The sequence below is a fragment of the Halorubrum sp. SP9 genome, from assembly GCF_005435015.1.
Classification (GTDB): domain Archaea; phylum Halobacteriota; class Halobacteria; order Halobacteriales; family Haloferacaceae; genus Halorubrum; species Halorubrum sodomense.
Map to the genome: position 1 here is coordinate 1 of NZ_SGXU01000032.1, position 21,349 is coordinate 21,349.

Sequence of the window (21,349 nt, forward strand, 5' to 3'; positions counted from 1 at the left end):
GGGGCGCGACCCGGGCGGCCTCGGCGAGCGCGCCCGCGACGAGGTCCGCGAGCTCGTGGCGCGCGACCTTCGACTGCCGCCCGTACGGGGCGTCGAACGCGACCCCGTCGACCGCGTCGTCGGGGAAGGGGAGCGCGGTCGCGTCGCCGCGCGCGACGTGCCACTCGGGGGACCCGTCGGTGCCGGGAGGACCGAGGTACTCGCGGAAGTTCTCCCGGGCGCCGCGAACCATCTTCGGCTGCGCGTCGCAGGCGACGGCGTCGCCGCCGACGAGGCCGGCCTCCAGCGGGAGGCCGCCGGTACCGCACATCGGGTCGAGCAGGGTCCGTCCCGGGGCCGCGCCCGCGAGGTTGGCGTAGGCGCGGGCGTCGGCCGGCGCCATGCTCCCCGGCTGGAAGAAGGGGCGGTCGGTGGGGTTCGGCGCGAAGTCGCGGGCGGCCTCGACCGCGACCCAGCCGAGCGCGCACAGGTCCGCGTCGCCGCCGTCCGCGCCGGCGACCGCGTCGTGATCGGCGCGCGGGCCGGCCGCGAACAGCGCGCGGAGGACGTGGTCGGGGTCGTCGAGGTCGACGTCGAACCCGCGGTCGACGAGGACGCCGCCGAGTTCGCGCTCGGCCGCCTCGGTCGAGACGTCGGCCGTCCCCCGGACGTTCCGGGCGCGGACCGCGACGCTCCCGGACCGATCGAGCGACGACGCTCGGAGGGCGACGACCGCGGCGTCGACGTCGGCGTCGGTCCGGACGACCGCCTCGTGCGCGGCGCGGGTGTACGCGAGCCGGCGGACGCGGGCGGGGTCGATCCCGCCGGTGCGCGCGACCCCCGGCGCGAGGAGGTCGACGCCGGTCGCGGCGGTCGCGGCCTCGCGGGCGGCGAAGGCGTCGGTCTCGCCGGCGAGTTCGAGCCAGTACACGCGGACGGCTCGGCGCGGCGACGGGAATAGCGTGGCGGTTCCGACCAGCCACCATTTAAGTGCGTTCGGGCGAGAATCGAGGTGATGACGGCCGACCCGAAGGAGACGATCACCGTAGAGAACGTCGTCGCCTCCACGGGGATCGGACAGGAGCTCGATCTCCAGAGCGTCGCGATGGACCTCGAGGGCGCCGACTACGACCCAGAGCAGTTCCCCGGCCTCGTCTACCGCACCACGGACCCGAAGTCGGCCGCCCTGATCTTCCGGTCGGGGAAGATCGTCTGTACCGGCGCGAACTCGACCGAGGCGGTCCACGAGAGCCTCGACATCGTGTTCGGGGAGCTCCGCGCGCTCCAGATTCCGATCGAGGACCCGGAGATAACGGTCCAGAACATCGTCACGTCGGCCGACCTGGGCGAGAGCCTGAACCTGAACGCGATCGCGATCGGCCTCGGCTTGGAACACATCGAGTACGAGCCGGAGCAGTTCCCGGGGCTCGTCTATCGGCTCGACGAGCCGGAGGTCGTCGCGCTGCTGTTCGGCAGCGGGAAGGTGGTCGTCACCGGCGGGACGAGCCCCGACGACGCGGCGGCCGCCGTCGACGTGATCGTCGAGGAGCTGAACGGACTCGGGCTGTTGGACTGACACACCGGACCCGAAACGACGACGCGGATTCGACCCGAAACGACGACGCGGATTCGGCGCGGCGGCACCGCGAGCCCGTTCCGCGACCACTTTTACCCCCCGCCCCGTAGGTCGACCATGCTCTTACAGACGGTGACGCCGGTCTCCGTGCTCGGGACGACCGTCCTGTTGGCGCTGTTCCTCTCCGTGACCGCACACGTCGCGGCCCGGAACGTCCTCGGCACGGTCGACCCGCGGCGCGCCCTCTACATCGGCCCGCTCCCGGCGGTGATCAGCGTTGCCGGCAACGCGCTCGACGCTCCCGGCGGGCTCATCGTCCTCGCCGCGCTCCTCGTCGACGGAACGATGTTCTGGTGGAGCTACGGGCAGCCGCGGCGGGCCGTGGCCGCGATGACGCTGATCCACGCGGTGGTCACGACGCTGCTCGGCATGGTTCTGTTCTTCGTCTCGATCCTGCTCGCGTCGATGCCGGGGTAGGCCGACGGCGACCCCACGCGAGACGGCGACCCCACGCGACCGCCTCACGGCGACGGCGGCGGGCCGTCGTAGGCGTCGTGGTCCCGATAGAAGTTCAGCATCGCGAACTTCAGCTTCTCGGGGTCGACGTCGAGCAGTTCCTCGCGTTCCTCCGGGGGGAACGCGGATCGGACCGAGTACTTCCCCATGTCGGCGGTCGTGTAGCGGCGGTCGGCCAGGATCCGGACGCCGAAGTCCTCCGGGCCGCGGATCACCCGACCGATCGCCTGCCGGGTCTTGCGGATCGTCGGGATCTCGACCGCGTAGGTCCAACCCGGATCGCGGGCGCGGTCGCGGTCCGCGAACGCCCGGTCGTAGGCGTCCTGAACAGCCTCGGTCCGATCGGAGAGGTGCGGGTACGGGACGCCGACCACGACGACCGTCCGGGCGTCGTCGCCGTCGAAGCTCACCCCCTCGCCGAGCGTCCCCCACAGCGACGTGAACAGCGCGGCGCCGTCGTCCGCGACGAACTCGCTGCGGAGTCGCTCCTCGTCCTCGCCGGGACCGTCGAGGTGGATCGGGCCGATGTCGGGGTCGTCGCCGCCCGCGGCGCTCCCGCCGCCCGTGAGCCGCTCGTGGTAGCGCTCGGCCTCGGCGTACGACGGGAAGAAGGCCAGCGTGTTGCCGGGCGTGAACCGGATCGCGTCCCGGAGCAGCGACGACACCGCCGCCTGCGTCTCCGGGTCGCTGCGCTCGGAGGCGAAGAGCGGGGGCACGTCGGCCGCGAACGTCCGGCGGTTCGCCTCGGGGTATCCCATCTCGTAGGCCATCGAGGCGGCGTCCTCCAGCCCCAGCACGTCCTCGGTCACGTCGAACGGGCGCAGCGTCGCGCTCATCAGGACGGAGGCGGCCACCTCGTCGAACAGCTCGGCGGTGACGTTCCGCGGGATGCAGGTGTACAGCTCCGCCCGCCCGTACACCTCGTCGGTGCCCGCGTCGCGCCGGACGGAGACCACCGGGTACTGGCCGAACTCCGTCCCCTCGTCCATCCACGTGGCGACGAACCGGGCGGCCGCGAGCGTCTGCGACTCCGAGCGGGTCGTCGCCTCCCCGTCGCGGTAGCGGCGCTCGTACTCCTCGTCTATCGCCTGTCCGAGCTGAACCGCGAGCTCGGTCTCGGCGTCGATCCCGTTCCCCTCGTAGTTTCGGAGGAACGCCAGCGTGAGGTCGTCTCGGCGGTCGTCGTTGGCGATCGAAACGTCCTCCCAGTTCTCCGTCACGGAGCCGGAGCCGCCGAAGCCGACCGCGCCCTCGTACGTCTCGACGAGCGCGTCGCGGAAGGCCCGGAGGACGTTCTCGGCGGGTTCCGCCCGGGAGTCGTCGCTGTCGGCGAGCTCGTCGAGCGCGGCATCGAGAGTGTTCTCGGTCAGCGTCCGAGTGGCGTGGTCGCGGGCGGCGTCCTCGATGTTGTGCGCCTCGTCGAACACAGTGATTATCTCGCTCGGGTCGCGGTCGATCCACCGGAAGAACTGCTCGCGGATGTTGGGGTCGAGCAGGTGGTGGTAGTTACAGACGACCAAGTCGACGCCCTCCATCCCCTCCTTCAGCAGCTCGTAGCCGCACAGCTCGCGCTCCTCGGCGTACTCGTACACGTCGTCGGGAGTCCGAACGTCGTCGAAGAGCCAGGCGAAGAAGTCGTCCGTGTCGCGGGTGAGGTTGTTACGGTAGTGCTCGCAGACGTTGGCGGCCTCGTACTCGTCGATCTCGCCCTCCAACTCGTCGAGCTCCTCCATGATCGCCTCGCGGGCCTCCGCGGCGCTCGCGTCGCCCTCGCGGCTCTCGGCCAGCAGTTCGCGCTGGCGCGACTCCAGTTCGCGGACCTCGGTCTCCGTCTCCACCATCTCGCGGGTGGTGTCCCGGAGGGTCTGACACTCCTGGTAGTCGACGTCGATGTGACACATCGACGACTTCCCCTTGAACACGACGGCGCGGATGGGCTCCTCGCGAGTTATCGCGCGCGCGTCCTCGACGAACTGCCGCATCTGCTGGTGGACGTTGGTCGTGATGACGACCGTGCGGTCGTGCTCGCGGGCGTGTTCGAGCGCGGGCACGAGCGCGGAGAGGGTCTTCCCCGTCCCGGGCGCGCCCTCGAACAGCACATCCTGCCCCCGGTCTAACGCGTTGGCGACCCTGTCCATCGCCTCGCGCTGGTTCGGGTAGGGTTCCTCGTACGGGAAGAACCGCAGGTGCGGCGACTCTGGCACGGGATGGGGTTCGGCGCCACCGGTCAAAAGGAGTCGGGTGGCGGGGCGGAAGTGGTCCGGCGCCGCGGGGATCTCTCCGGTCTTGACATCCTCCCCGCGCTAAAGCGCGAGGCTTTCGCCTCGAATTTTCCGTAATCCTCGATATCGTTTCAGGAATCAAATATAACTGCCGGGAGAGTGCGTCCCGACCGCACAATTCCGGCGTATTTTACCGCTTCTGGCGCCGTCGACCGAACGACATGGCGACCGAGACGGCTACCCCGACGAGCGAGGTATCGACCGAGACCGGAGACTGGAAGGCGGGCGTGGCCGGCGGGCTCGCCGGGAGCGCCGTCTTCGGACTCGTGATGACGTACGCGATCGCCGCTCCGCTCTTGGAAGTCGTGATCCCGTCGATGTACGGCCTCGCGCCGCCGGCGGCCCCGTTCGTCGGCTGGGTGATCCACATGGCGCACGGCGCGGTCCTCGGCGTCGGGTTCGCCGCGCTCGTCGGGCTGCGGCCTTCGGTCGGCGGGGACGTGTCGAAGTCGCTCGGCGCCGGCGCGGCCTACGGGATCGCGGTCTGGGTCGCGCTCGCGGTGATCGTGATGCCGATCTGGCTCTCCGCGGTCGGCTCGCCGGCGAACCCGCCGCTACCCAACGTCAGCGCCATGAGCGCGGTCGGGCACCTCGCGTACGGGGTCGTGCTCGGCGGGGCGTACGCGGCCCTCGCGAACTGACCGCGGGACCGAGTCGTCCGCGTTTCGGCGGCCGCGACGCACCCTGATTTATCACGCCGCGCCGACACCGCTCTTAGTAACGAATGTTCGACGAGATCCTCGAGAAGTTCGAGGGATCACCCAGCCAGCAGGCCGTGATCCGACTGTTCTTGGAGCGCGGCTTCTCCGTCAACGAGGAGGGGCGGGTCGTCTCGGGCGGGATCGAGATCCCGTACACCGGCATCGCGCGCGAGCTCGACGTCGACCGGCGCGTCGTGGACTCGACGACGGACGCCATCCTGGCCGATCCCGAGCTGAAGCGCATCTTCACCAACATCTCGTCGATCCCGAGCCTGATGGATCTGGCCCCGGTGTTGGACCTCACGGTCCTCACCATCGAGGTCGCGGCCGCCGACGAGGCCGGGATCGTCGCCGAGGTGACCGGAATCCTGGCCGACCGCGGCGTCTCGATCCGGCAGGTGTTGAGCGAGGACCCCGAGTTCACCGACGACCCGAAGCTGTACGTGATCACCGACGCCGACCTGTCCGGCGACCTGCTCGTCGAGATCCGCGACCTCGACTACGTCCGCCGCGTCGGCTTCTGAGGCTCCGTCGGTCGCCGCCGCGACCGCTCGCCGACCAGTTTCACCGGTCGGTCCGAGCGCCCGTTCCGGCGAGCCCGTTCGAGGGATAGCGAGCCGCGACCGAGCGCCGGCGCCGCGTGCGTTTCACTTTCACTAGGGTGTAAACCAGCCTTTATACCCGATGGCGAACAAGGGTCGTGTACATGCCTGAAGACGAACTCGAGGACCTCCCCGGCGTCGGCCCGGCGACCGCGGACAAGCTCGTTGACAACGGATTCGAGAGCTACCAGTCGATCGCCGTCGCGAGCCCCGGCGAGATGTCCAACACCGCCGACATCGGCGAGTCGTCCGCCAGCGACATCATCAACGCCGCCCGCGAGGCCGCCGACGTCGGCGGCTTCGAGACGGGCGCGACCGTCCTCGAACGCCGCCAAGAGATCGGCAAGCTCTCCTGGCAGATCGACGAGGTCGACGACCTGCTCGGCGGCGGCATCGAGACCCAGTCGATCACCGAGGTGTACGGCGAGTTCGGCTCCGGCAAGTCGCAGGTCACCCACCAGATGGCCGTCAACGTCCAGCTCTCGAAGGAGAACGGCGGGCTGGAGGGCGGCTGCATCTTCGTCGACTCCGAGGACACGTTCCGCCCGGAGCGGATCGACGACATGGTCCGCGGGCTCGACGACGAGATCCTCGCCGACGAGATGGAGCGCCGCGAGATCGAGGGCACCCCGAACGACGAGGCGGCCTTAGAAGACCTGGTCGACGCGTTCTTGGACCAGATCCACGTCGCGAAGGCGTTCAACTCCAACCACCAGATCCTCCTCGCCGAGAAGGCGAAGGAGCTGGCCGGCGAACACGAGGAGACGGAGTGGCCGATCCGGATCGTCTGCGTCGACTCGCTCACCGCGCACTTCCGCGCGGAGTACGTGGGCCGCGGCGAGCTCGCCGAGCGACAGCAGAAGCTCAACAAACACCTCCACGACCTGATGCGGCTCGGCGACCTGTACAACACCGCCATCCTCGTCACCAACCAGGTGGCGTCGAACCCGGACTCCTACTTCGGCGACCCGACGCAGGCGATCGGCGGCAACATCCTCGGGCACGCCTCCACGTTCCGGATCTACCTCCGGAAGTCGAAGGGCGACAAGCGGATCGTCCGGCTCGTCGACGCGCCGAACCTCGCCGACGGCGAGGCCGTGATGCGCGTCCAGAACGAGGGGCTGAAGCCGGAGTAAGTGGTTTTTCGGCGGTTTCAGTCGACATTGGCGGCGCGGCGCTGCCGGCGACTAACCGAGACGAACAGCTGATCGCGAAACTGGTTGACGAACGTCAATTTCTACCGAGACGGCCAGAAACTCCCGAAATCACGGCCGTCGGGCCGTATAGAGTCGTATCGCGAGACGGGAGGCTGGCAATACTCGCCAAAAGCCGCCGCGCACGGTCGTGAGAAGGGTTTTGACCGCGGATCACGCCGAAATAGATAGAAATCTTACACAATATTCGTTGGTTTCGAGCGCAGCAATTGCCGCGAAATCTCCGAGGAAACGTCCTTATACACCATGGTCACGTCATTATATCGAACGCTCACCGTATTATCAAGCTGTTTTCTTGTGAAACTCAACTCTAACGTTTATGTATAGCCGTTCCCCCGAGTGGAAACGTGATTCAGCACATGAACACGAGAGAAGCGCAGTTTGAATTAGACGAGCGTTCAGTAGAGGTGGTCGAAGCGTGACGGGCGGCGTACTCGCCACGATCGACCCGAGCACGTTCACGTCCGCGATGAACGGGACGTGGATCCTGGTCGTGACGTTCCTCATCTTCTTCATGCACGCCGGCTTCGCGATGCTTGAAGCCGGGCAGGTTCGCTCGAAGAACGTCGCCAACCAGCTGACGAAGAACCTCCTCACGTGGAGTATCGGCGTGACGGTGTTCTTCCTGATCGGCACGGCGTTCACGAGCCTCGTGAACGGGTCGCCCGGGATCGCCTCCGCGGCGGGCTCGTTGTTCTCCGGCGGCGAACTCGCCGTCGAGGAGGGGGTCATCGGTCCGTACGTCAACTGGCTCTACGGCGCGGTGTTCGCGATGACCGCCGCGACGATCGTCTCCGGGGCGGTCGCCGGTCGCGCGAAGCTCCGCGCGTACGTCACCTACACGTTCCTGCTCGCCGCGGTCATCTACCCGATGGTCATCGCGTTCACGTGGTCGGCCTCCGGTGACGGGCTCGTCGCCCAGCTGACCGGGACCGCGTTCCACGACTTCGCCGGCGGCATGATCGTCCACGGCATGGGCGGTATCGCGGGCCTCACCGCCGCGGCCGTCCTCGGCCCGCGGATGGACCGCTACGCGGACGACGGGTCGACGAACGTCATCCCCGGCCACTCGCTGACGTTCGCCGTCCTCGGGACGCTCGTCCTCGCGTTCGGCTGGTACGGGTTTAATGTCGGCACGGCGTCCGTGGTCAGCGGCGGCGTGTTCAACACGCTGACGCTCAACCTCGTCGCGATGGGGACCACGATCGCCATGGCGGCCGGCGGGATCGGCGCCGCGACCGTCGTGTGGCTCCGCACCGGGAAGGTCGACACGCTGTACGTCGCAAACGGGCTGCTCGCGGGGCTCGTCGGCATCACCGCGATCCCGGACACCACGGCGTGGTGGGGCGCGCTGGTCGTCGGTCTCCTCGCCGGCGGACAGCTCCCCCTCGTCTTCGAGTTCGTCTCGGACACGCTGAAGATCGACGACGTCTGTGCGGTGTTCCCGGTCCACGGTAGCGCCGGCGTGCTCGGCACGCTGCTCTTCCCGTTCGTCGCCGCGCCGGGCGAGCTCAGCGCGGGCATCGGTGCCCACTTCGTCGCCCAGCTGACCGGCGTCGTCATCATCGGCGGGTGGACGCTCACCGCGACCGCCGCCGTCTGGTACGTCCTCAAGGTCTCCGGCGAGGCGCGCGTCACCGCGGAACACGAACAGGAGGGGCTCGACATCTCCGAGCACGGCGTCGAGACCTACCCCGAGTTCGGCGGCGACCGCGTCGCGACCGACGGCGGTCCGTCCGTGGTCGACGCGACCGACTCCGACAGTGAGTCCCCGCGCGCCGACGGCGGCGAGGAGGCGGGCGCGGAGATCAAGATGGTCACCGCGGTCGTCCGCCCCGACAAGCTCGGGGCGATCAAGCAGGCGCTCGCCGAGGTCAAGGCGCCCTCGCTCACCGTGACGAACGTCTCCGGCCGCGGCAGCCAGCCCGCAAAGAAGGGGCAGTGGCGCGGCGAGGAGTTCACCGTCGACCTCCACCAGAAGGTGAAAGTCGAGGTCGTCGTCGCCGACATCCCGGCCGACGAGGTCGCGGAGGCGATCGCCGACGCCGCCGAGACGGGAGAGCCCGGCGACGGCAAGGTGTTCATCATGCCGGTCGAGGACGCGCTCCAGGTCCGCACGGGCGCGACCGGGCCGGAGGCGGTGTAGCGACCGGACCGGAGACGGTGGAGGCGCGTAGCGCGCGAACCGACGCGGTCCCTTTTCAGCGTCCGAACCGGTTCGCCCGGTTCGGCAACTACTTTCAGCCCGACGCTCCAACCGATCGGTATGAACCACGAGCGCTCGCGCGGGCTGTACGACCGCGCGCTGTCGGTGATGCCCGGCGGCGTCAACTCATCCGTCCGGGCGACGATGCCGCACCCGTTCTTCGTCGAGCGCGGCGACGGCGGCCACGTGATCGACGCCGACGGGAACCGGTACGTCGACTGGGTGATGGGGTACGGGCCCCTCCTGTACGGCCACGACCTCCCGGACCCGGTGGAGGCCGCGGTTCAGTCGCACGTCGCGGCGGGGCCGATGTACGGCGCGCCCACGGAGGTGGAGGTCGAGCACGCGGAGTTCGTCGCCCGGCACGTCCCGAGCGTGGAGTCGATCCGCTTCGTCAACTCCGGCACGGAGGCGACCGTCTCGGCGGTCCGACTGGCGCGCGGCCACACCGACCGCGACAAGATCGTCGTGATGCGTGGCGGCTACCACGGCGCGCAGGAGTCGACGCTCGTCGAGGGGTCGCCCGGGGACGCGCACCCCTCGACGAAGGGGATCCCGGAGGCGTTCGCCGAGCACACCCTCCCGATCCCGTTCAACGACGAGGCGGCCGCGAAGGCGGTGTTCGCGGAGCACGGCGACGAGATCGCAGCCGTCCTCGTCGAGCCGATCCTCGCCAACAAGGGGATCGTCATGCCGATAGAGGGGTACCACGAGACGCTGCGGGACCTCTGTGACGACCACGGCGCGCTCTTAGTCTTCGACGAGGTGATCACCGGGTTCCGGGTGGGCGGTCTCGGCTGCGCGCAGTCGAAGTTCGGCGTCACCCCCGACGTGACGACGTTCGGGAAGATCATCGGCGGCGGGTTCCCGGTCGGCGCGATCGGCGGGAAAGCCGAGATAATCGAGGGGTTCACCCCCGCGGGCGAGGTGTTCCAGTCCGGCACCTTCTCGGGCCACCCGGTGACGATGGCCGCGGGAAAGGCGACCCTGGAGTACGCCGCGGAGAACGACGTGTACGAGCACGTCAACCGCCTCGGGCGGCAGCTCCGCGAGGGGATCGCCGAGATCTGCGCCGAGCGCGCGCCGGAGTACACCGTCGTCGGCACCGACTCGATGTTCAAGACGATATTCACCCGCGAGGCGCCCGACGACGTCGACGCCTGCTGTCCGGGCGGCTGTCGGCAGGACCCCGACTGCGCCCGGTACGACGCGTGTCCGAAGACGGGCGCCGACGTCGCCGCGGCCGCGACCGACCGCTGGGAGCGCGTGTTCTGGCAGGAGATGAAAGACCGCGGCGTGTTCCTCACCGCGAACCAGTTCGAGTGCCAGTTCACCTCCTACGCGCACACGGAGGCGGACGTCGAGCGGACCTTAGAGGCGTACCGGGAAGCGCTTTGACGTCCTCCCCGCGCTGAAGCCCGAGGCTTTCTCCTCGATTCTCCGTAAGCCCGGCGACCGGCGTCCCGGGGCGGCTCGGCAAGTGTTGCGCGCGCCGGGCAGTGCGGAACAGTTTTATATCGGAGATCGGTACGTACACGCGATGACCGCAGCGGCTCGTCTCGACGCCGCCCTCTTCCGAGGTCGACGAGCCCTGCGACCGCGACGAGACGTCCGACCGCCGCGACCGGCTTCCGGCGCGGCGCGACGACGAGGCCCCTCGGGCCGATAACTTTCACCTCTCGTCGCGTTCGCGCCGTTCCGTTCCGAAGAGTCTCGACTCCGCGTTCCGCGAGCGACCGCTCTGTTACTTTCTTACAAAATTTAAACCGCTGAATTTAAGAGTGTAGACCGGGTGTACTCTGGTAATGACGAGCGTTGCACTCGCGTTCAGCGGTGGACTCGACACCACGGTCTGCGTACCGCTGCTGAAAGAGGAGTACGGCTACGACGAGGTCATCGGCGTCAACGTCGACGTCGGCCAGCCCACCGAGGAGTTCGACGAGGCCGAGGAGACCGCGGAGGCGCTGGGGCTCGACATCCACGTCGTCGACGCGAAGGCGGAGTTCGCTGACCTCTGTTTCGACGCCGTGAAGGCCAACGCCAGCTATCAGGGCTACCCGCTCGGCACCGCCCTCGCGCGCCCGGTCATCGCAGAGGCCATTCTGGGCGTCGCCGAGGAGCAGGGCTGTGACGCCATCGCTCACGGCTGTACGGGCAAGGGGAACGACCAGCTCCGGTTCGAGGCCGTCTGGCGCGGCTCCGACCTCGAAGTGATCGCCCCCGTGCGCGAGCTCGGCCTCACCCGCGAGTGGGAGATCGACTACGCCGCCGAGAAGGACCTGGCCGTCGAGGCCGGCGACGGCGGCGTCTGGTCCATCGACGAGAACATCTGGTCGCGCGCGGTCGAGGGCGGAAAGCTGGAGGATCCCGACTACGAGCCGCCGGCGGACATCTACGAGTGGACCGCCGAGCCCGAGGGCGAGACCACCATCGAGGTGACGTTCGAGGCGGGCGTCCCGGTCGCCGTCGACGGCGAGGCGATGGACCCGGTCCCGCTGATCCAGCACCTCAACGAGTACGCGGGCGGCTACGGCGTCGGCCGCACCGACGTGATGGAGGACCGCATGCTCGGGCTGAAGGTGCGCGAGAACTACGAACATCCGGCCGCGACCGTCCTGCTGACCGCGCACCAGGCGCTCGAGGACCTCGTCCTCACCAAGAACGAGCGCTCGTTCAAGCAGGGGATCGAGCAGGAGTGGTCCGAGAAGGCGTACGAGGGGCTCGTGTTCGCGCCCGTCGTCGACGCCCTGAACGCCTTCGTCGACGAGACGCAGGACGTGGTGACCGGCACGGCGACGGTGAAGGTGTCTGGCGGCGACTGCCGCGTCGTCGCGCGCGACTCCGAGTACGCCGTCTACTCCGAGGAGATGGCCTCGTTCAACACCGAGGACGTCGCGGGCATCGCCCAGTCCGACGCGACGGGGGTCGCGAAGTACCACGGGCTCCAGGAGCGCCTCGCCAACGACGTGAAGGCGAGCGTCTCGAAGCCGGAACTCGCGACGGACGGAAGCGGAGTCGACGATAAGAGCGAATAGATGACGGACGACGACCCCGACGCGGCGGCGGACGACGCCGACGAGGCCAGCGACGGAAGCGGCGGAGCCGCGGGAGGCGACACCGCCGTCCGCCGCGACCGCTTCAGCGGCGGCCCCGCCCGCGAGTTCCTGTCGAGCCTCGCGGCCGACGCGGCCATCTTCGAGGCCGACCTCGCGGTCGACCGCGCACACGTCGTGATGCTCGCGGAGCAGGGGATCGTCGACGAGGCGGTCGCTGGCGAGATCCTCGGCGCGCTCGACGACATCGAGGCCGCCGGCCACGGGGCGCTTCCGGACGGCGAGGACGTCCACGAGGCGATCGAGACCGCCGTCATCGACCGGATCGGCCCCGACGGCGGCCGGATGCACACCGCCCGCTCGCGCAACGACGAGGTGGCGACGTGTATCCGCTACCGCCTGCGCGAGGACCTGCTGGCGGCGGTCGAGGCGACCCTCACCGCCCGCGAGGCGCTCGTCGATGTCGCGGGCGAGCACGCGGAGACGGTGATGCCGGGGTACACCCACCTCCAGCCGGCCCAGCCGACGACGGTCGCGCACTACCTGCTGTCGTACGAGGGCGGGCTCGCGCGCGACGCGGAGCGCCTGCTCGACGCGTACGACCGGGTGAACCGGTCGCCGCTCGGCGCGGCCGCGTTCGCGGGGACGCCGTTCGACGTCGACCGCGACCGCACCGCCGAGCTGCTCGGGTTCGACGGGACGGTCCGCAACTCGATGGACGCCGCCGCCGCGCGCGACTTCCTCGCGGAGTCGGCGGGCGCGCTCGCGACGCTCGCGACGACGCTGTCGGGGCTCGCGGAGGACCTGATCATATTCTCGAAGGGGGGGCTCGTCGAGCTCTCCGACGCGTACTCGTCGACCTCCTCGATCATGCCCCAGAAGAAGAACCCCGACACGCTGGAGCTGACTCGCGGCGTCGCGGGCGACGCGATCGGCGAGGCGACCGGCACGCTGAGCCTGCTAAAGGGGCTCCCGCGCGCCTACAACCGCGACCTCCAGCGCGCTCACGCGAGCGTCTTCGAGGTCGCCGGCGACGTACGCGAGGCGACCGAGGTCGCCGCGGGCGCGGTCGCGACCGCCGACTGGGACGAGGCCGCGCTCACGGCCGCCGCGGGCGAGGGGTTCTCCACGGCCACGGGCGTCGCGGACCTGCTCGCGATGGGCGGATTGCCGTTCCGGACGGCCCACGAGATCGTCGCGGCGGCCGCGGAGGCGGTCGAGGACGGCGATTCACCGGACGCGGCGGCCGCAAAAGTTGACGAGGCCGCTCGAAAGGTCACGGGTGAGCCCCTCTCCGCGTACGTGAGCCGCGAGGACGTGGAGTCGGCGCTCGACCCGGCAGCCAGCGTCGCGAGCCGCGACTCCGCCGGGGGACCGGCTCCCGAGGCGGTCGCCGACGCGCTCGCCGCCGCCGAGGCCGGGATCGAGACGGACGAGGACGCGCTGGCGGCCGAGCGCGACGCGCTCGCCGCCGCGAGCGAGACGCTGGAGGCGGAGGTCGATCGCTATGTCTGAGCCGCGACCGCGCGGCGGTCGTCCGCTCGGTCGACGCCGGGCGGACCGACTCCGGCCCGATTGGCGTTGCCCCGACCGACGCCGACGACCGTCCCCGTAAGGGGGACACAATTACTACCGGGATCTGATATCCGATCTCGAAACGGCTCGATTTCGCCTATTCTCTTCCGTTAGCGGCCGATCCGCTTTATGTAAAATTTCCAATAAGTTCGAAGCCTTTATGCTCGTTCACGGTCGAGTTGCTGGCACGATGACGAGCGACACCGACACGCTGACCGCGGAGGACCCGATCACGGGCGAGGAGATCGAGATCCCGGCCGACGTCGAGGTCGGCGAGATCATCGACAGTCCGGTCACCGGGACCGAGCTGGAGGTCATCTCGCTCGACCCGGTCGTCTTGGAGGAGGCGCCGGAGCTCGAGGAGGACTGGGGCGAGTAATGGCGACGACCGCCACGGCCGCGACACGCGAGTGGTCGACATGCGCGTGAGCGCCGACGCGAACGGAGGGGAGTCGACGTGCGCGTAGGGATCCTCTACTCCCGGATCCGGAAGGACGAGAAGCTCCTGCTCAACGAGCTCCGCGACCGCGGCCACGAGGTCGAGAAGATCGACGTCCGGAAGGAGCGGTTCGGACTGGAGTCGACGACCGCCGCCGTCGACGACCTCGATCTGGTCGTCGACCGCTGCCTGTCGACGAGCCGGTCGCTGTACGCGACCCGGTTCCTCGACAGCTACGGCGTTCCCGTGGTGAACTCACCCGAGACGGGCGACGTCTGCGCCGACAAGGCGAAGAACTCGCTCGCGCTCGCGGAGGCCGACGTGCCGACGCCGGCGACGGAGGTCGCGTTCACGAAGGAGGCCGCCCTGGAGGCGATCGAGTCGTTCGGCTACCCGTGCGTCCTCAAGCCGGTCACCGGCTCGTGGGGGCGGCTGATGGCGAAGATCGACTCGCGCAACGCCGCCGAGGCGATTGTAGAGCACAAGGAGACGCTCGGCCACTACGAACACAAGGTGTTCTACGTCCAGGAGTTCGTCGACAAGCCCGGCCGCGACATCCGCGTCCTGGCGGTCGACGGCGAGCCCGTCGCGGCGATGACGCGCTCGTCGGACCACTGGCTCACGAACGCCGCGAAGGGCGGCGAGACGAAGTCGTTCGACCTCGACGAGCGCGCGACCGAGCTGGTCGAGCGCGCCTCCGACGCGGTCGGCGGCGGCATGCTCGGCGTCGACCTGATGGAGGTGGGAGTCGACCCGGACGGCGACGGCGCCGAGACCGGCGTCGACCCGGACGACGACCCCGCCGAGGGCACCGCGGACGACTACACCGTCCACGAGGTGAACCACACCGTCGAGTTCAAGGCGCTCGATTCGGCCACCGACGTCGACGTCCCCGCGCGGGTCGTCGACTGGCTGGAGGCGAAGGCGGCCGAGCTGGCCGACGGCGCGGTCGCGGGGGTGGACGCGTGACCGCCGACGCCGAGTCGAGCGACGCGACCGCCGACACCTACACCGCGAGCGTCGTCGGCGGCACCGGCTTCACCGGCGGCGAACTGCTGCGGATCCTCGCCGGCCACCCGAGCTTCGAGGTCGTTCAGGCCACCTCGCGGTCGGCCGACAACATGACCGTCGGGCGCTCGCACCCGAACCTGCGCGGGCTCGACCTGCGCTTCTCCGACCCCGACGACCTGGCGTCGGTCGACGTGCTGTTCGCGGCGACGCCGCACGGCGTCTCGATGGAGCGGATCGACGAGTTCTTCGAGGCCGCGGACACCGTCGTCGACCTCTCGGCGGACTTCCGGCTCCCCGAGGCCGACGCCTACGACGAGTGGTACGACGGCCACGAGTCGCCGGAGTACCTCGAACGCGCCGAGTACGCGCTCCCGGAGCTGAACCGCGAGAACCTCCCCGGCGCCGACCTGATCGCCGGCGGCGGCTGCAACGCGACCGCGACGATCCTCGGCCTCAAGCCGCTCGTGGACGCGGGCGCGCTCGGTCCCGAGACCGGCGAGGTCGTCGTCGACGTGAAGGTGGGATCCTCGGAGGGGGGCGCCGGCGGCGGCGCGGCCTCCTCGCACCCGGAGCGCTCGGGCGTCGTGCGCCCGTACGCGCCCACCGGCCACCGCCACGAGGCGGAGATCGAGGCGTACCTCGGGCTCTCCGTCTCCTTCACGGTCCACGCGGTCGACATGGTCCGCGGCGCGAGCGCGACCTGCCACGTCTTCCCCGACGAGCCGGTCTCGAAGGGGGACCTGTGGGGCGCGTACCGCGACGCCTACGCCGACGAGCCGTTCGTGCGGATCGTCTCGGGCGGGGGCGGCGTCTACCGCTACCCCGAGCCGAAGTCGGTCGCCGGGACGAACCACGGCGAGGTCGGCTTCGAGCTCGACCCCGGCAACCGCCGGGTCGTCGTGTTCTCCGCCATCGACAACATGACCAAAGGCTCCGCCGGGCAGGCGGTCCACGCGGCGAACGTCGCGCTCGGGCTGCCCGAGACCGCCGGCCTCGAGTTCGACGGGCTCCACCCGGTGGGATCGCCATGACGGGGAGCGATTCCGAATCGACGACCGAGCCGCCCGTCGTCGTCAAGGTCGGCGGCGCGAGGGCGGTCGACCCGGCCGGCGCGGTCGGCGACGTCGCCCACCTCGCCGCCAACGGCCGCTCCGTCGTCGTCGTCCACGGCGGCTCGACGGTCGTCGACGAGACGCTCGAACGGCTCGGCATCGAGCCCGAGTACGTCGAGTCAGCCTCCGGCGTCACCGGCCGCTTCACCGACGCGGAGACGATGGAGGCGTTCGCGATGGCGATGGCGGGCAAGCTCAACACGGAGCTGACGGCGGAGTTCCGCTCGGCCGGGGTCGACGCGGTCGGTCTCTCGGGCGTCGACGGCGGGCTCCTCGCGGGCCCGCGCAAGTCGGCGGTCCGCGTCGTCGAGGACGGGAAGCGGAAGATCCGGCGCGGGGACCACTCCGGCAGGATCGAGTCGGTGAACGCCGACCTCCTGACCGGCCTCCTCGACGACGGTTACACCCCCGTCGTCTCGCCGCCGATGGCCGGCGACGAGGGCGACGGCGAGGTCACCCCCGTCAACGCGGACGCCGACCGCGCCGCGGCCGCGATAGCGGGCGCGCTCGGCGCCGACCTCGTCCTCCTGACCGACGTGTCGGGCGTGTACGCCGACCCGGACGACCCCGAGACGCGCATCGACGCGGCCGCGACGCCCGACGAGCTGGCGGCCGTCGAGGACGCCGCCGAGGGGTTCATGGGCAAGAAGGTGATGGCCGCCAAGGAGGCGCTCGAAGGCGGCGCCGGCCGCGTCGTGATCGCGGACGCCAACGTCCGTGACCCGGTCGTCGCCGCGCTCGGCGGCGAGGGGACGACGGTCGAGCGGTCCGCGCTCGGGGAGGGCGCAGACGGCGGCGAGGCCGAGGAGGCCGACGACGGCGACGCCGTCGAGACCGACGGAGGTGAGACCGCGTGAGCGGCTTCGTCTTCTCGGAGAAGCCGATCGAGATCGCCTCGGGCGACGGGGTCCACGTGACCGACACGAAAGGCACCGAGTACCTCGATTTCGGCGCCAGCTACGCCTGTACGCCGGTCGGTCACTGTCACCCCGAGGTCGTCGACGCCGCGACGAGCCAGCTGGAGGAGCTGGTGTACGTCCAGGCGTCGTACCCGCACGCGGCGCGGACGGCGCTGTACGAGCGGCTGGCCGAGGTCGCGCCCGTCGACGTCGACAACGTCTGGCTCTGCAACTCCGGCACCGAGGCGAACGAGGCCGCGCTGAAGTTCGCCCGCCACGCGACGGGCCGCGAGAAGATCGTCGCGACCACGCAGGGGTTCCACGGCCGGACGATGGGGACGCTCGCGACGACGTGGAAGGAGAAGTACAAGGAGGGGTTCGGGCCGCTGGCGGGCGGCGTCGAGTTCGTCGAGTACGGCGACGCGGCGGCGATGCGCGAGGCCGTCGACGAGGAGACCGCCGCGGTCATCCTGGAGCCGCTCCAGGGCGAGGGCGGGATCAACCCCGCCTCGACCGAGTACCTCCGGGCCGTCCGGGTCGCGACCGCCACGTCGGGCGCGGCGATGATCCTCGACGAGATCCAGACCGGGCTCGGTCGCACCGGGTCGATGTGGGCGGCGGAGAAGCACGACGTGGTCCCGGACGTCCTCACGACCGCGAAGGGGCTCGGCAGCGGGCTCCCGATCGGCGCGACGCTGTGCCGCGACTGGATCGCCGCGGACGCCGGCGACCACGGCTCGACGTTCTCCGGCGGGCCGGTCGTCTCGGCGGCCGCGGGCGCCACCCTCGACGTGATCGAGCGCGAGGGCCTGCCCGCGCACGCCGAGGAGATGGGGGAGTACCTCCGCGGCGAACTCCGCGACCGCCTCGGCGACGACGTGCGCGACGTGCGCGGCGACGGCCTAATGATCGGCGTCGAGGTCCGCCGCGGCTCGAACCGTCTGCTTCGCGACCTCGCCATCGATCACCGGATCCTCGCGCTGCCGGCGGGCCGAACCGTGCTGCGGCTGCTTCCCCCCCTGACGATCGAGCGGGAGCACGCCGACGCCGTCGTGGACGCGATCGCGGAGGTGATCGGGTGATGGCGACCGGACAGGAGCGGGACCTCGCCGGGGACGAAGGGTCCTCGTCCGGCGACGCCACCGACGTCGTCGCCGGCGGCGGCTACCCCGCGGCCTGCGACACGCCGGCCCGAAAGCTGCTGTACGACATGGTCTCGATCCCCTCGCCGTCCGGCGAGGAGGAGCGGGCCGCGGAGCGGCTCGTCGACTTCTTCGAGGCCAACGGCCGCGAGGCGTGGATCGACGCGGTCGGGAACGTCCGCGCGCCGGCGGACGACGCCGTCCTCCTCACCTCCCACGTCGACACCGTTCCCGGCGATATCCCCGTCGAGGTGCGGCCGGCGCCGCCCGAGGGCGAACTGCCCGATCCCTCGGACGTCCGCGTCGGCGAGCCCGGCGACCCGGTGCTGTGGGGTCGCGGGGCGGTCGACGCGACGGGCCCGCTGGTCGCGATGGCGGTCGCGGCGGTGAAGACGGGCGTCTCGTTCGCCGGCGTCGTCCGCGAGGAGGTCGACTCCGGCGGCGCGCGCGCCCTCATCGACGACCGCGACGCGCCCGAGACCGTTATCAACGGCGAGCCGTCGGGCTGGCGGGGGATCACCCTCGGCTACCGCGGCCTGCTGGAGGGGACCTACGTCAACACCAGCGAGTCGGGCCACTCCTCGCGGCCGGAGCCGAACGCGATCCAGCACGCGATCGACTGGTGGCACGGCGTCGAGGCGGCGTTCACGCCGGAGGACCCGGAGACCGCCGTCTTCGACCAGGTGACGACGAAGCCCATCTCGGTCGACGGCGGGCTGAGCGACGACGGCCTCGCCGTGGAGGCGACGATGGACGTCCAGCTCCGGATCCCGCCGTCGCGCCCGGTCGACGAGGTCCACGAGCTGGCGGAGGCGGAGCTGTCGACCGGCTCGGTCCAGTGGGGCGAGCCGATGCCGCCGGTGATGGAGAGCCCGCGGACCGACCTCGCGCGGGCGTTCCGCGTCGCGATCCGGTCCGCCGGCGGCGACGTGCGCCTGCTCCGGAAGACCGGCACGAGCGACATGAACCTCTTCGCGGCCGCGTGGGACTGCCCGATGGTCACCTACGGCCCCGGAAACTCCGATCTCGACCACGCGCCCGACGAGCGGCTGCCGCTGCCGGACCTCGACCGCGCCGTGCGCGTGCTGACCGACGTCTGCCGCGAGCGACCCTAACGCGCCTCGTCACCCCTCGTCAACGCTCGTTTTCGAACGACGCCACGACACACACTCACACTACACACGATGCCACTCGCCACCGACGACTTCCTCGACATCGACGACGTGACGCCAGCCGAACTAGACGCCCTGCTCGACCGCGCCGCCGCGATGAAGGCGGGCGAGACGGACCCCCGACTGGCGGACGCGACGCTCGGGATGATCTTCGAGAAGCCCTCGACGCGCACCCGCGTCTCCTTCGAGACGGGGATGACGCGGCTGGGCGGCCACGCGATGTTCCTCGGGCCCGACGACATCCAGCTGGGTCACGGCGAGCCGCTGCGCGACACGGCGCGCGTCCTCGGCCGGTACGTGGACGGCGTGATGGCCCGGCTGTTCGACCACGCGGACGTCGAGGTCCTCGCCGAGTACGCCGACTGCCCCGTTATCAACGGGCTCACCGACGAGGCGCATCCCTGTCAGACGCTCGCCGACCTGCTCACGATCCGCGAGACGGTCGGGGAGGACGCGACGGTGGCGTGGGTGGGCGACGGCAACAACGTCGGCCAGTCGTTCGTCGTCGGCGCCGCGATGGCCGGGATCGACGTCGAGGTGGCCACGCCCGCCGACTACGGGATGAACCCCGCCGTCTTCGACCGCGCCGCCGAGTTCGGGCTGGACGTGGCGCCGACGACCGACCCCGAAGCGGTGGTCGACGGCGCCGACGTCGTCTACACCGACGTATGGATCTCGATGGGGCAGGAGGACCAGCGCGAGGAGAAACTCGCCGCCTTCGACGGGTTCCAGGTGAATCAGGAGCTGCTCGCCGGCACCGACGCCGAGGTGATGCACTGCCTGCCCGCGCACCGCGGCGAGGAGATCACGGACGACGTGCTCGAATCCGACCGCGCCCTCGTCTGGGACCAGGCGGAGAACCGGATGCACGCGCAGAACGCGCTCCTCGTCGAACTGCTCGGCGGGGCGTGACACACCGCAAGGGACCTACGATTTAATTGGTCGGGAAGCGAACCCTCGGACCGCGAACCGATGAACGTGCTCTCCACGCGGTCGATAGACGCAGTCGCAGTGGGAACGATGGCCCTCCCGCTCGTCGCGGCGGCCCTGCTCTGGGGGTCGCTGCCGGCGGAGATGGCGATTCACTGGAACGGCGAGACGCCGGACACGGTCGTGGCGAAGCCGCTGGCGACGGTTGGACTGTTCGCGTTCGGCGCCGCGAGCGTCGCCTTCGTCCGGATCGCACCGGATTCGGCCACCAGCACGCCGGGCGGGACGACCCTCTCCGTGCTCTTCCTCGGCGTCACGTTCGCCTGGGTCCAGGCGACGGTGCTCGTCTGGAACCTCGGGTACCGGTTCGACGTGGGGCGCGCGGCCCTCCCGATCCTCGCGTTGGCCGGCCTACTGGTGGCGTACGCGGTCCGATCGGGTCGGTTCTAGAAGACCGCGGCCGGACGAATCTCGGCCACGGCTACCGCGGCGTCACGGGCGCCGCGGCGGGTCGCGGTCGTCCATGAGGAAAACGCTGTCCTGGTTCGGGTCGAAGTAGACCTCCAGCGCGCGGAGGGCACCCACGTACGCCGCGACCGCGGCGAACACGAACGAGATTGCCGCCGGAAGGAACAGGCCGAGGACCATATCGGTGGGACTTGCCGTTTGAATATAAATACGTGTGTGCTGTTCGTGAGGAGTATCACTTGCCACACTCCCTTATAAACCGCCGAAGTGGTGGCGCGTGCCGGTGAGCGCCGCACCGCGGCGCGAACCGCACCGCGCGAGGGAGTCGCTGGCTCCCGGAGCGAAGCGGAGGGTGCCAGCGACGAGGCTGGGGAGGCGTGAGGCTGCGGTGCTGAGCGGTGCGGGGCGGGACGCAAAGGGGCAGTCACCGGCGGCTCCGCCGCCGGTTGCCCGTGGCGCGTAGCGCCTCACG

The 21,349-nt window shown here is 70.3% G+C and carries 20 protein-coding genes; 17 read left to right on the top strand and 3 right to left on the bottom strand.

Annotated elements, in window-relative coordinates:
- Nucleotides 1–910: methyltransferase domain-containing protein (locus EXE45_RS13680; RefSeq protein WP_137694654.1), on the bottom strand; the 910-nt coding region annotated here is incomplete at its 3' end.
- A gap of 84 nt (nucleotides 911–994) precedes the next feature.
- Here EXE45_RS13680 and EXE45_RS13685 point away from each other — a divergent pair.
- Both EXE45_RS13685 and EXE45_RS13690 read left to right on the top strand, forming a co-directional pair.
- Nucleotides 995–1,555: a TATA-box-binding protein gene (locus EXE45_RS13685; RefSeq protein WP_092919477.1), complete on the top strand. Its 561-nt coding sequence runs from the start codon at nucleotides 995–997 to the stop codon at nucleotides 1,553–1,555.
- Between the two features lie 117 nt (nucleotides 1,556–1,672).
- Nucleotides 1,673–2,032: a hypothetical protein gene (locus EXE45_RS13690; protein WP_092919475.1), complete on the top strand. Its 360-nt coding sequence runs from the start codon at nucleotides 1,673–1,675 to the stop codon at nucleotides 2,030–2,032.
- 44 nt (nucleotides 2,033–2,076) lie between these two features.
- On the opposite strand, the gene EXE45_RS13695 is transcribed toward EXE45_RS13690, so the two are convergent.
- Nucleotides 2,077–4,275 carry an ATP-dependent DNA helicase gene (locus EXE45_RS13695; protein ID WP_092919473.1) on the bottom strand — a complete coding sequence of 733 codons (2,199 nt, stop codon included), beginning with the start codon at nucleotides 4,273–4,275 and terminating at the stop codon, nucleotides 2,077–2,079.
- A 239-nt stretch (nucleotides 4,276–4,514) separates the two neighbouring features.
- On the opposite strand from EXE45_RS13695, the gene EXE45_RS13700 reads away from it, so the two are divergent.
- The 15 genes from EXE45_RS13700 to EXE45_RS13770 all read left to right on the top strand — a co-directional run bounded on the left by EXE45_RS13700 (nucleotide 4,515) and on the right by EXE45_RS13770 (nucleotide 20,859).
- Nucleotides 4,515–4,994: a DUF6789 family protein gene (locus tag EXE45_RS13700; protein ID WP_137694655.1), complete on the top strand. Its 480-nt coding sequence runs from the start codon at nucleotides 4,515–4,517 to the stop codon at nucleotides 4,992–4,994.
- An 83-nt stretch (nucleotides 4,995–5,077) separates the two neighbouring features.
- Entirely contained in the window at nucleotides 5,078–5,578 is a 501-nt protein-coding gene (locus tag EXE45_RS13705; RefSeq protein WP_137694656.1) for an ACT domain-containing protein, read from the top strand.
- A gap of 182 nt (nucleotides 5,579–5,760) precedes the next feature.
- Nucleotides 5,761–6,792 (top strand): DNA repair and recombination protein RadA, encoded by a 1,032-nt coding sequence (gene radA, locus EXE45_RS13710; protein ID WP_017343617.1) that lies wholly within the window; start codon nucleotides 5,761–5,763, stop codon nucleotides 6,790–6,792.
- Between the two features lie 547 nt (nucleotides 6,793–7,339).
- Nucleotides 7,340–9,016 (top strand): ammonium transporter, encoded by a 1,677-nt coding sequence (locus EXE45_RS13715; protein ID WP_092920466.1) that lies wholly within the window; start codon nucleotides 7,340–7,342, stop codon nucleotides 9,014–9,016.
- A gap of 120 nt (nucleotides 9,017–9,136) precedes the next feature.
- Nucleotides 9,137–10,474: a glutamate-1-semialdehyde 2,1-aminomutase gene (locus tag EXE45_RS13720; protein ID WP_137694657.1), complete on the top strand. Its 1,338-nt coding sequence runs from the start codon at nucleotides 9,137–9,139 to the stop codon at nucleotides 10,472–10,474.
- 407 nt (nucleotides 10,475–10,881) lie between these two features.
- A complete protein-coding gene (locus tag EXE45_RS13725) occupies nucleotides 10,882–12,111 on the top strand; it encodes an argininosuccinate synthase (protein WP_137694658.1) in 1,230 nt (409 codons plus the stop codon).
- On the top strand, nucleotides 12,112–13,644 hold the full coding sequence (argH, locus tag EXE45_RS13730; protein WP_137694659.1) for an argininosuccinate lyase: 1,533 nt from the start codon (nucleotides 12,112–12,114) through the stop codon (nucleotides 13,642–13,644).
- Nucleotides 13,645–13,894: 250 nt separating this feature from the next.
- Entirely contained in the window at nucleotides 13,895–14,083 is a 189-nt protein-coding gene (gene lysW / locus EXE45_RS13735; RefSeq protein WP_004599337.1) for a lysine biosynthesis protein LysW, read from the top strand.
- A 78-nt stretch (nucleotides 14,084–14,161) separates the two neighbouring features.
- Nucleotides 14,162–15,112, top strand: coding sequence for a lysine biosynthesis protein LysX (gene lysX, locus EXE45_RS13740; protein ID WP_137694660.1), 951 nt, complete (start codon nucleotides 14,162–14,164; stop codon nucleotides 15,110–15,112).
- Nucleotides 15,109–16,185: an N-acetyl-gamma-glutamyl-phosphate reductase gene (argC, locus tag EXE45_RS13745; protein ID WP_137694661.1), complete on the top strand. Its 1,077-nt coding sequence runs from the start codon at nucleotides 15,109–15,111 to the stop codon at nucleotides 16,183–16,185. Before lysX ends, argC begins: the two co-directional genes overlap by 4 nt.
- Nucleotides 16,182–17,123, top strand: a complete 942-nt coding sequence (locus EXE45_RS13750) for an acetylglutamate/acetylaminoadipate kinase (RefSeq protein WP_137694662.1) — start codon at nucleotides 16,182–16,184, stop codon at nucleotides 17,121–17,123. The genes argC and EXE45_RS13750 overlap by 4 nt, the downstream gene beginning before the upstream one ends.
- A complete protein-coding gene (locus EXE45_RS13755) occupies nucleotides 17,120–18,247 on the top strand; it encodes an aspartate aminotransferase family protein (RefSeq protein ID WP_137694663.1) in 1,128 nt (375 codons plus the stop codon). The genes EXE45_RS13750 and EXE45_RS13755 overlap by 4 nt, the downstream gene beginning before the upstream one ends.
- The gene (locus EXE45_RS13760; RefSeq protein ID WP_137694664.1) at nucleotides 18,247–19,422 is read left to right on the top strand and encodes a [LysW]-lysine hydrolase; all 1,176 of its coding nucleotides are present in this window, start codon (nucleotides 18,247–18,249) and stop codon (nucleotides 19,420–19,422) included. Before EXE45_RS13755 ends, EXE45_RS13760 begins: the two co-directional genes overlap by 1 nt.
- Before the next feature lie 69 nt (nucleotides 19,423–19,491).
- A complete protein-coding gene (argF, locus tag EXE45_RS13765) occupies nucleotides 19,492–20,391 on the top strand; it encodes an ornithine carbamoyltransferase (RefSeq protein WP_137694665.1) in 900 nt (299 codons plus the stop codon).
- A gap of 60 nt (nucleotides 20,392–20,451) precedes the next feature.
- Nucleotides 20,452–20,859 (top strand): DUF1648 domain-containing protein, encoded by a 408-nt coding sequence (locus tag EXE45_RS13770; RefSeq protein ID WP_137694666.1) that lies wholly within the window; start codon nucleotides 20,452–20,454, stop codon nucleotides 20,857–20,859.
- Between the two features lie 42 nt (nucleotides 20,860–20,901).
- Here the strand turns inward: EXE45_RS13770 and EXE45_RS20510 are convergent, their stop codons facing one another.
- Nucleotides 20,902–21,057, bottom strand: a complete 156-nt coding sequence (locus EXE45_RS20510; RefSeq protein ID WP_199233638.1) for a hypothetical protein — start codon at nucleotides 21,055–21,057, stop codon at nucleotides 20,902–20,904.
- Nucleotides 21,058–21,349: the final 292 nt, after the last annotated feature.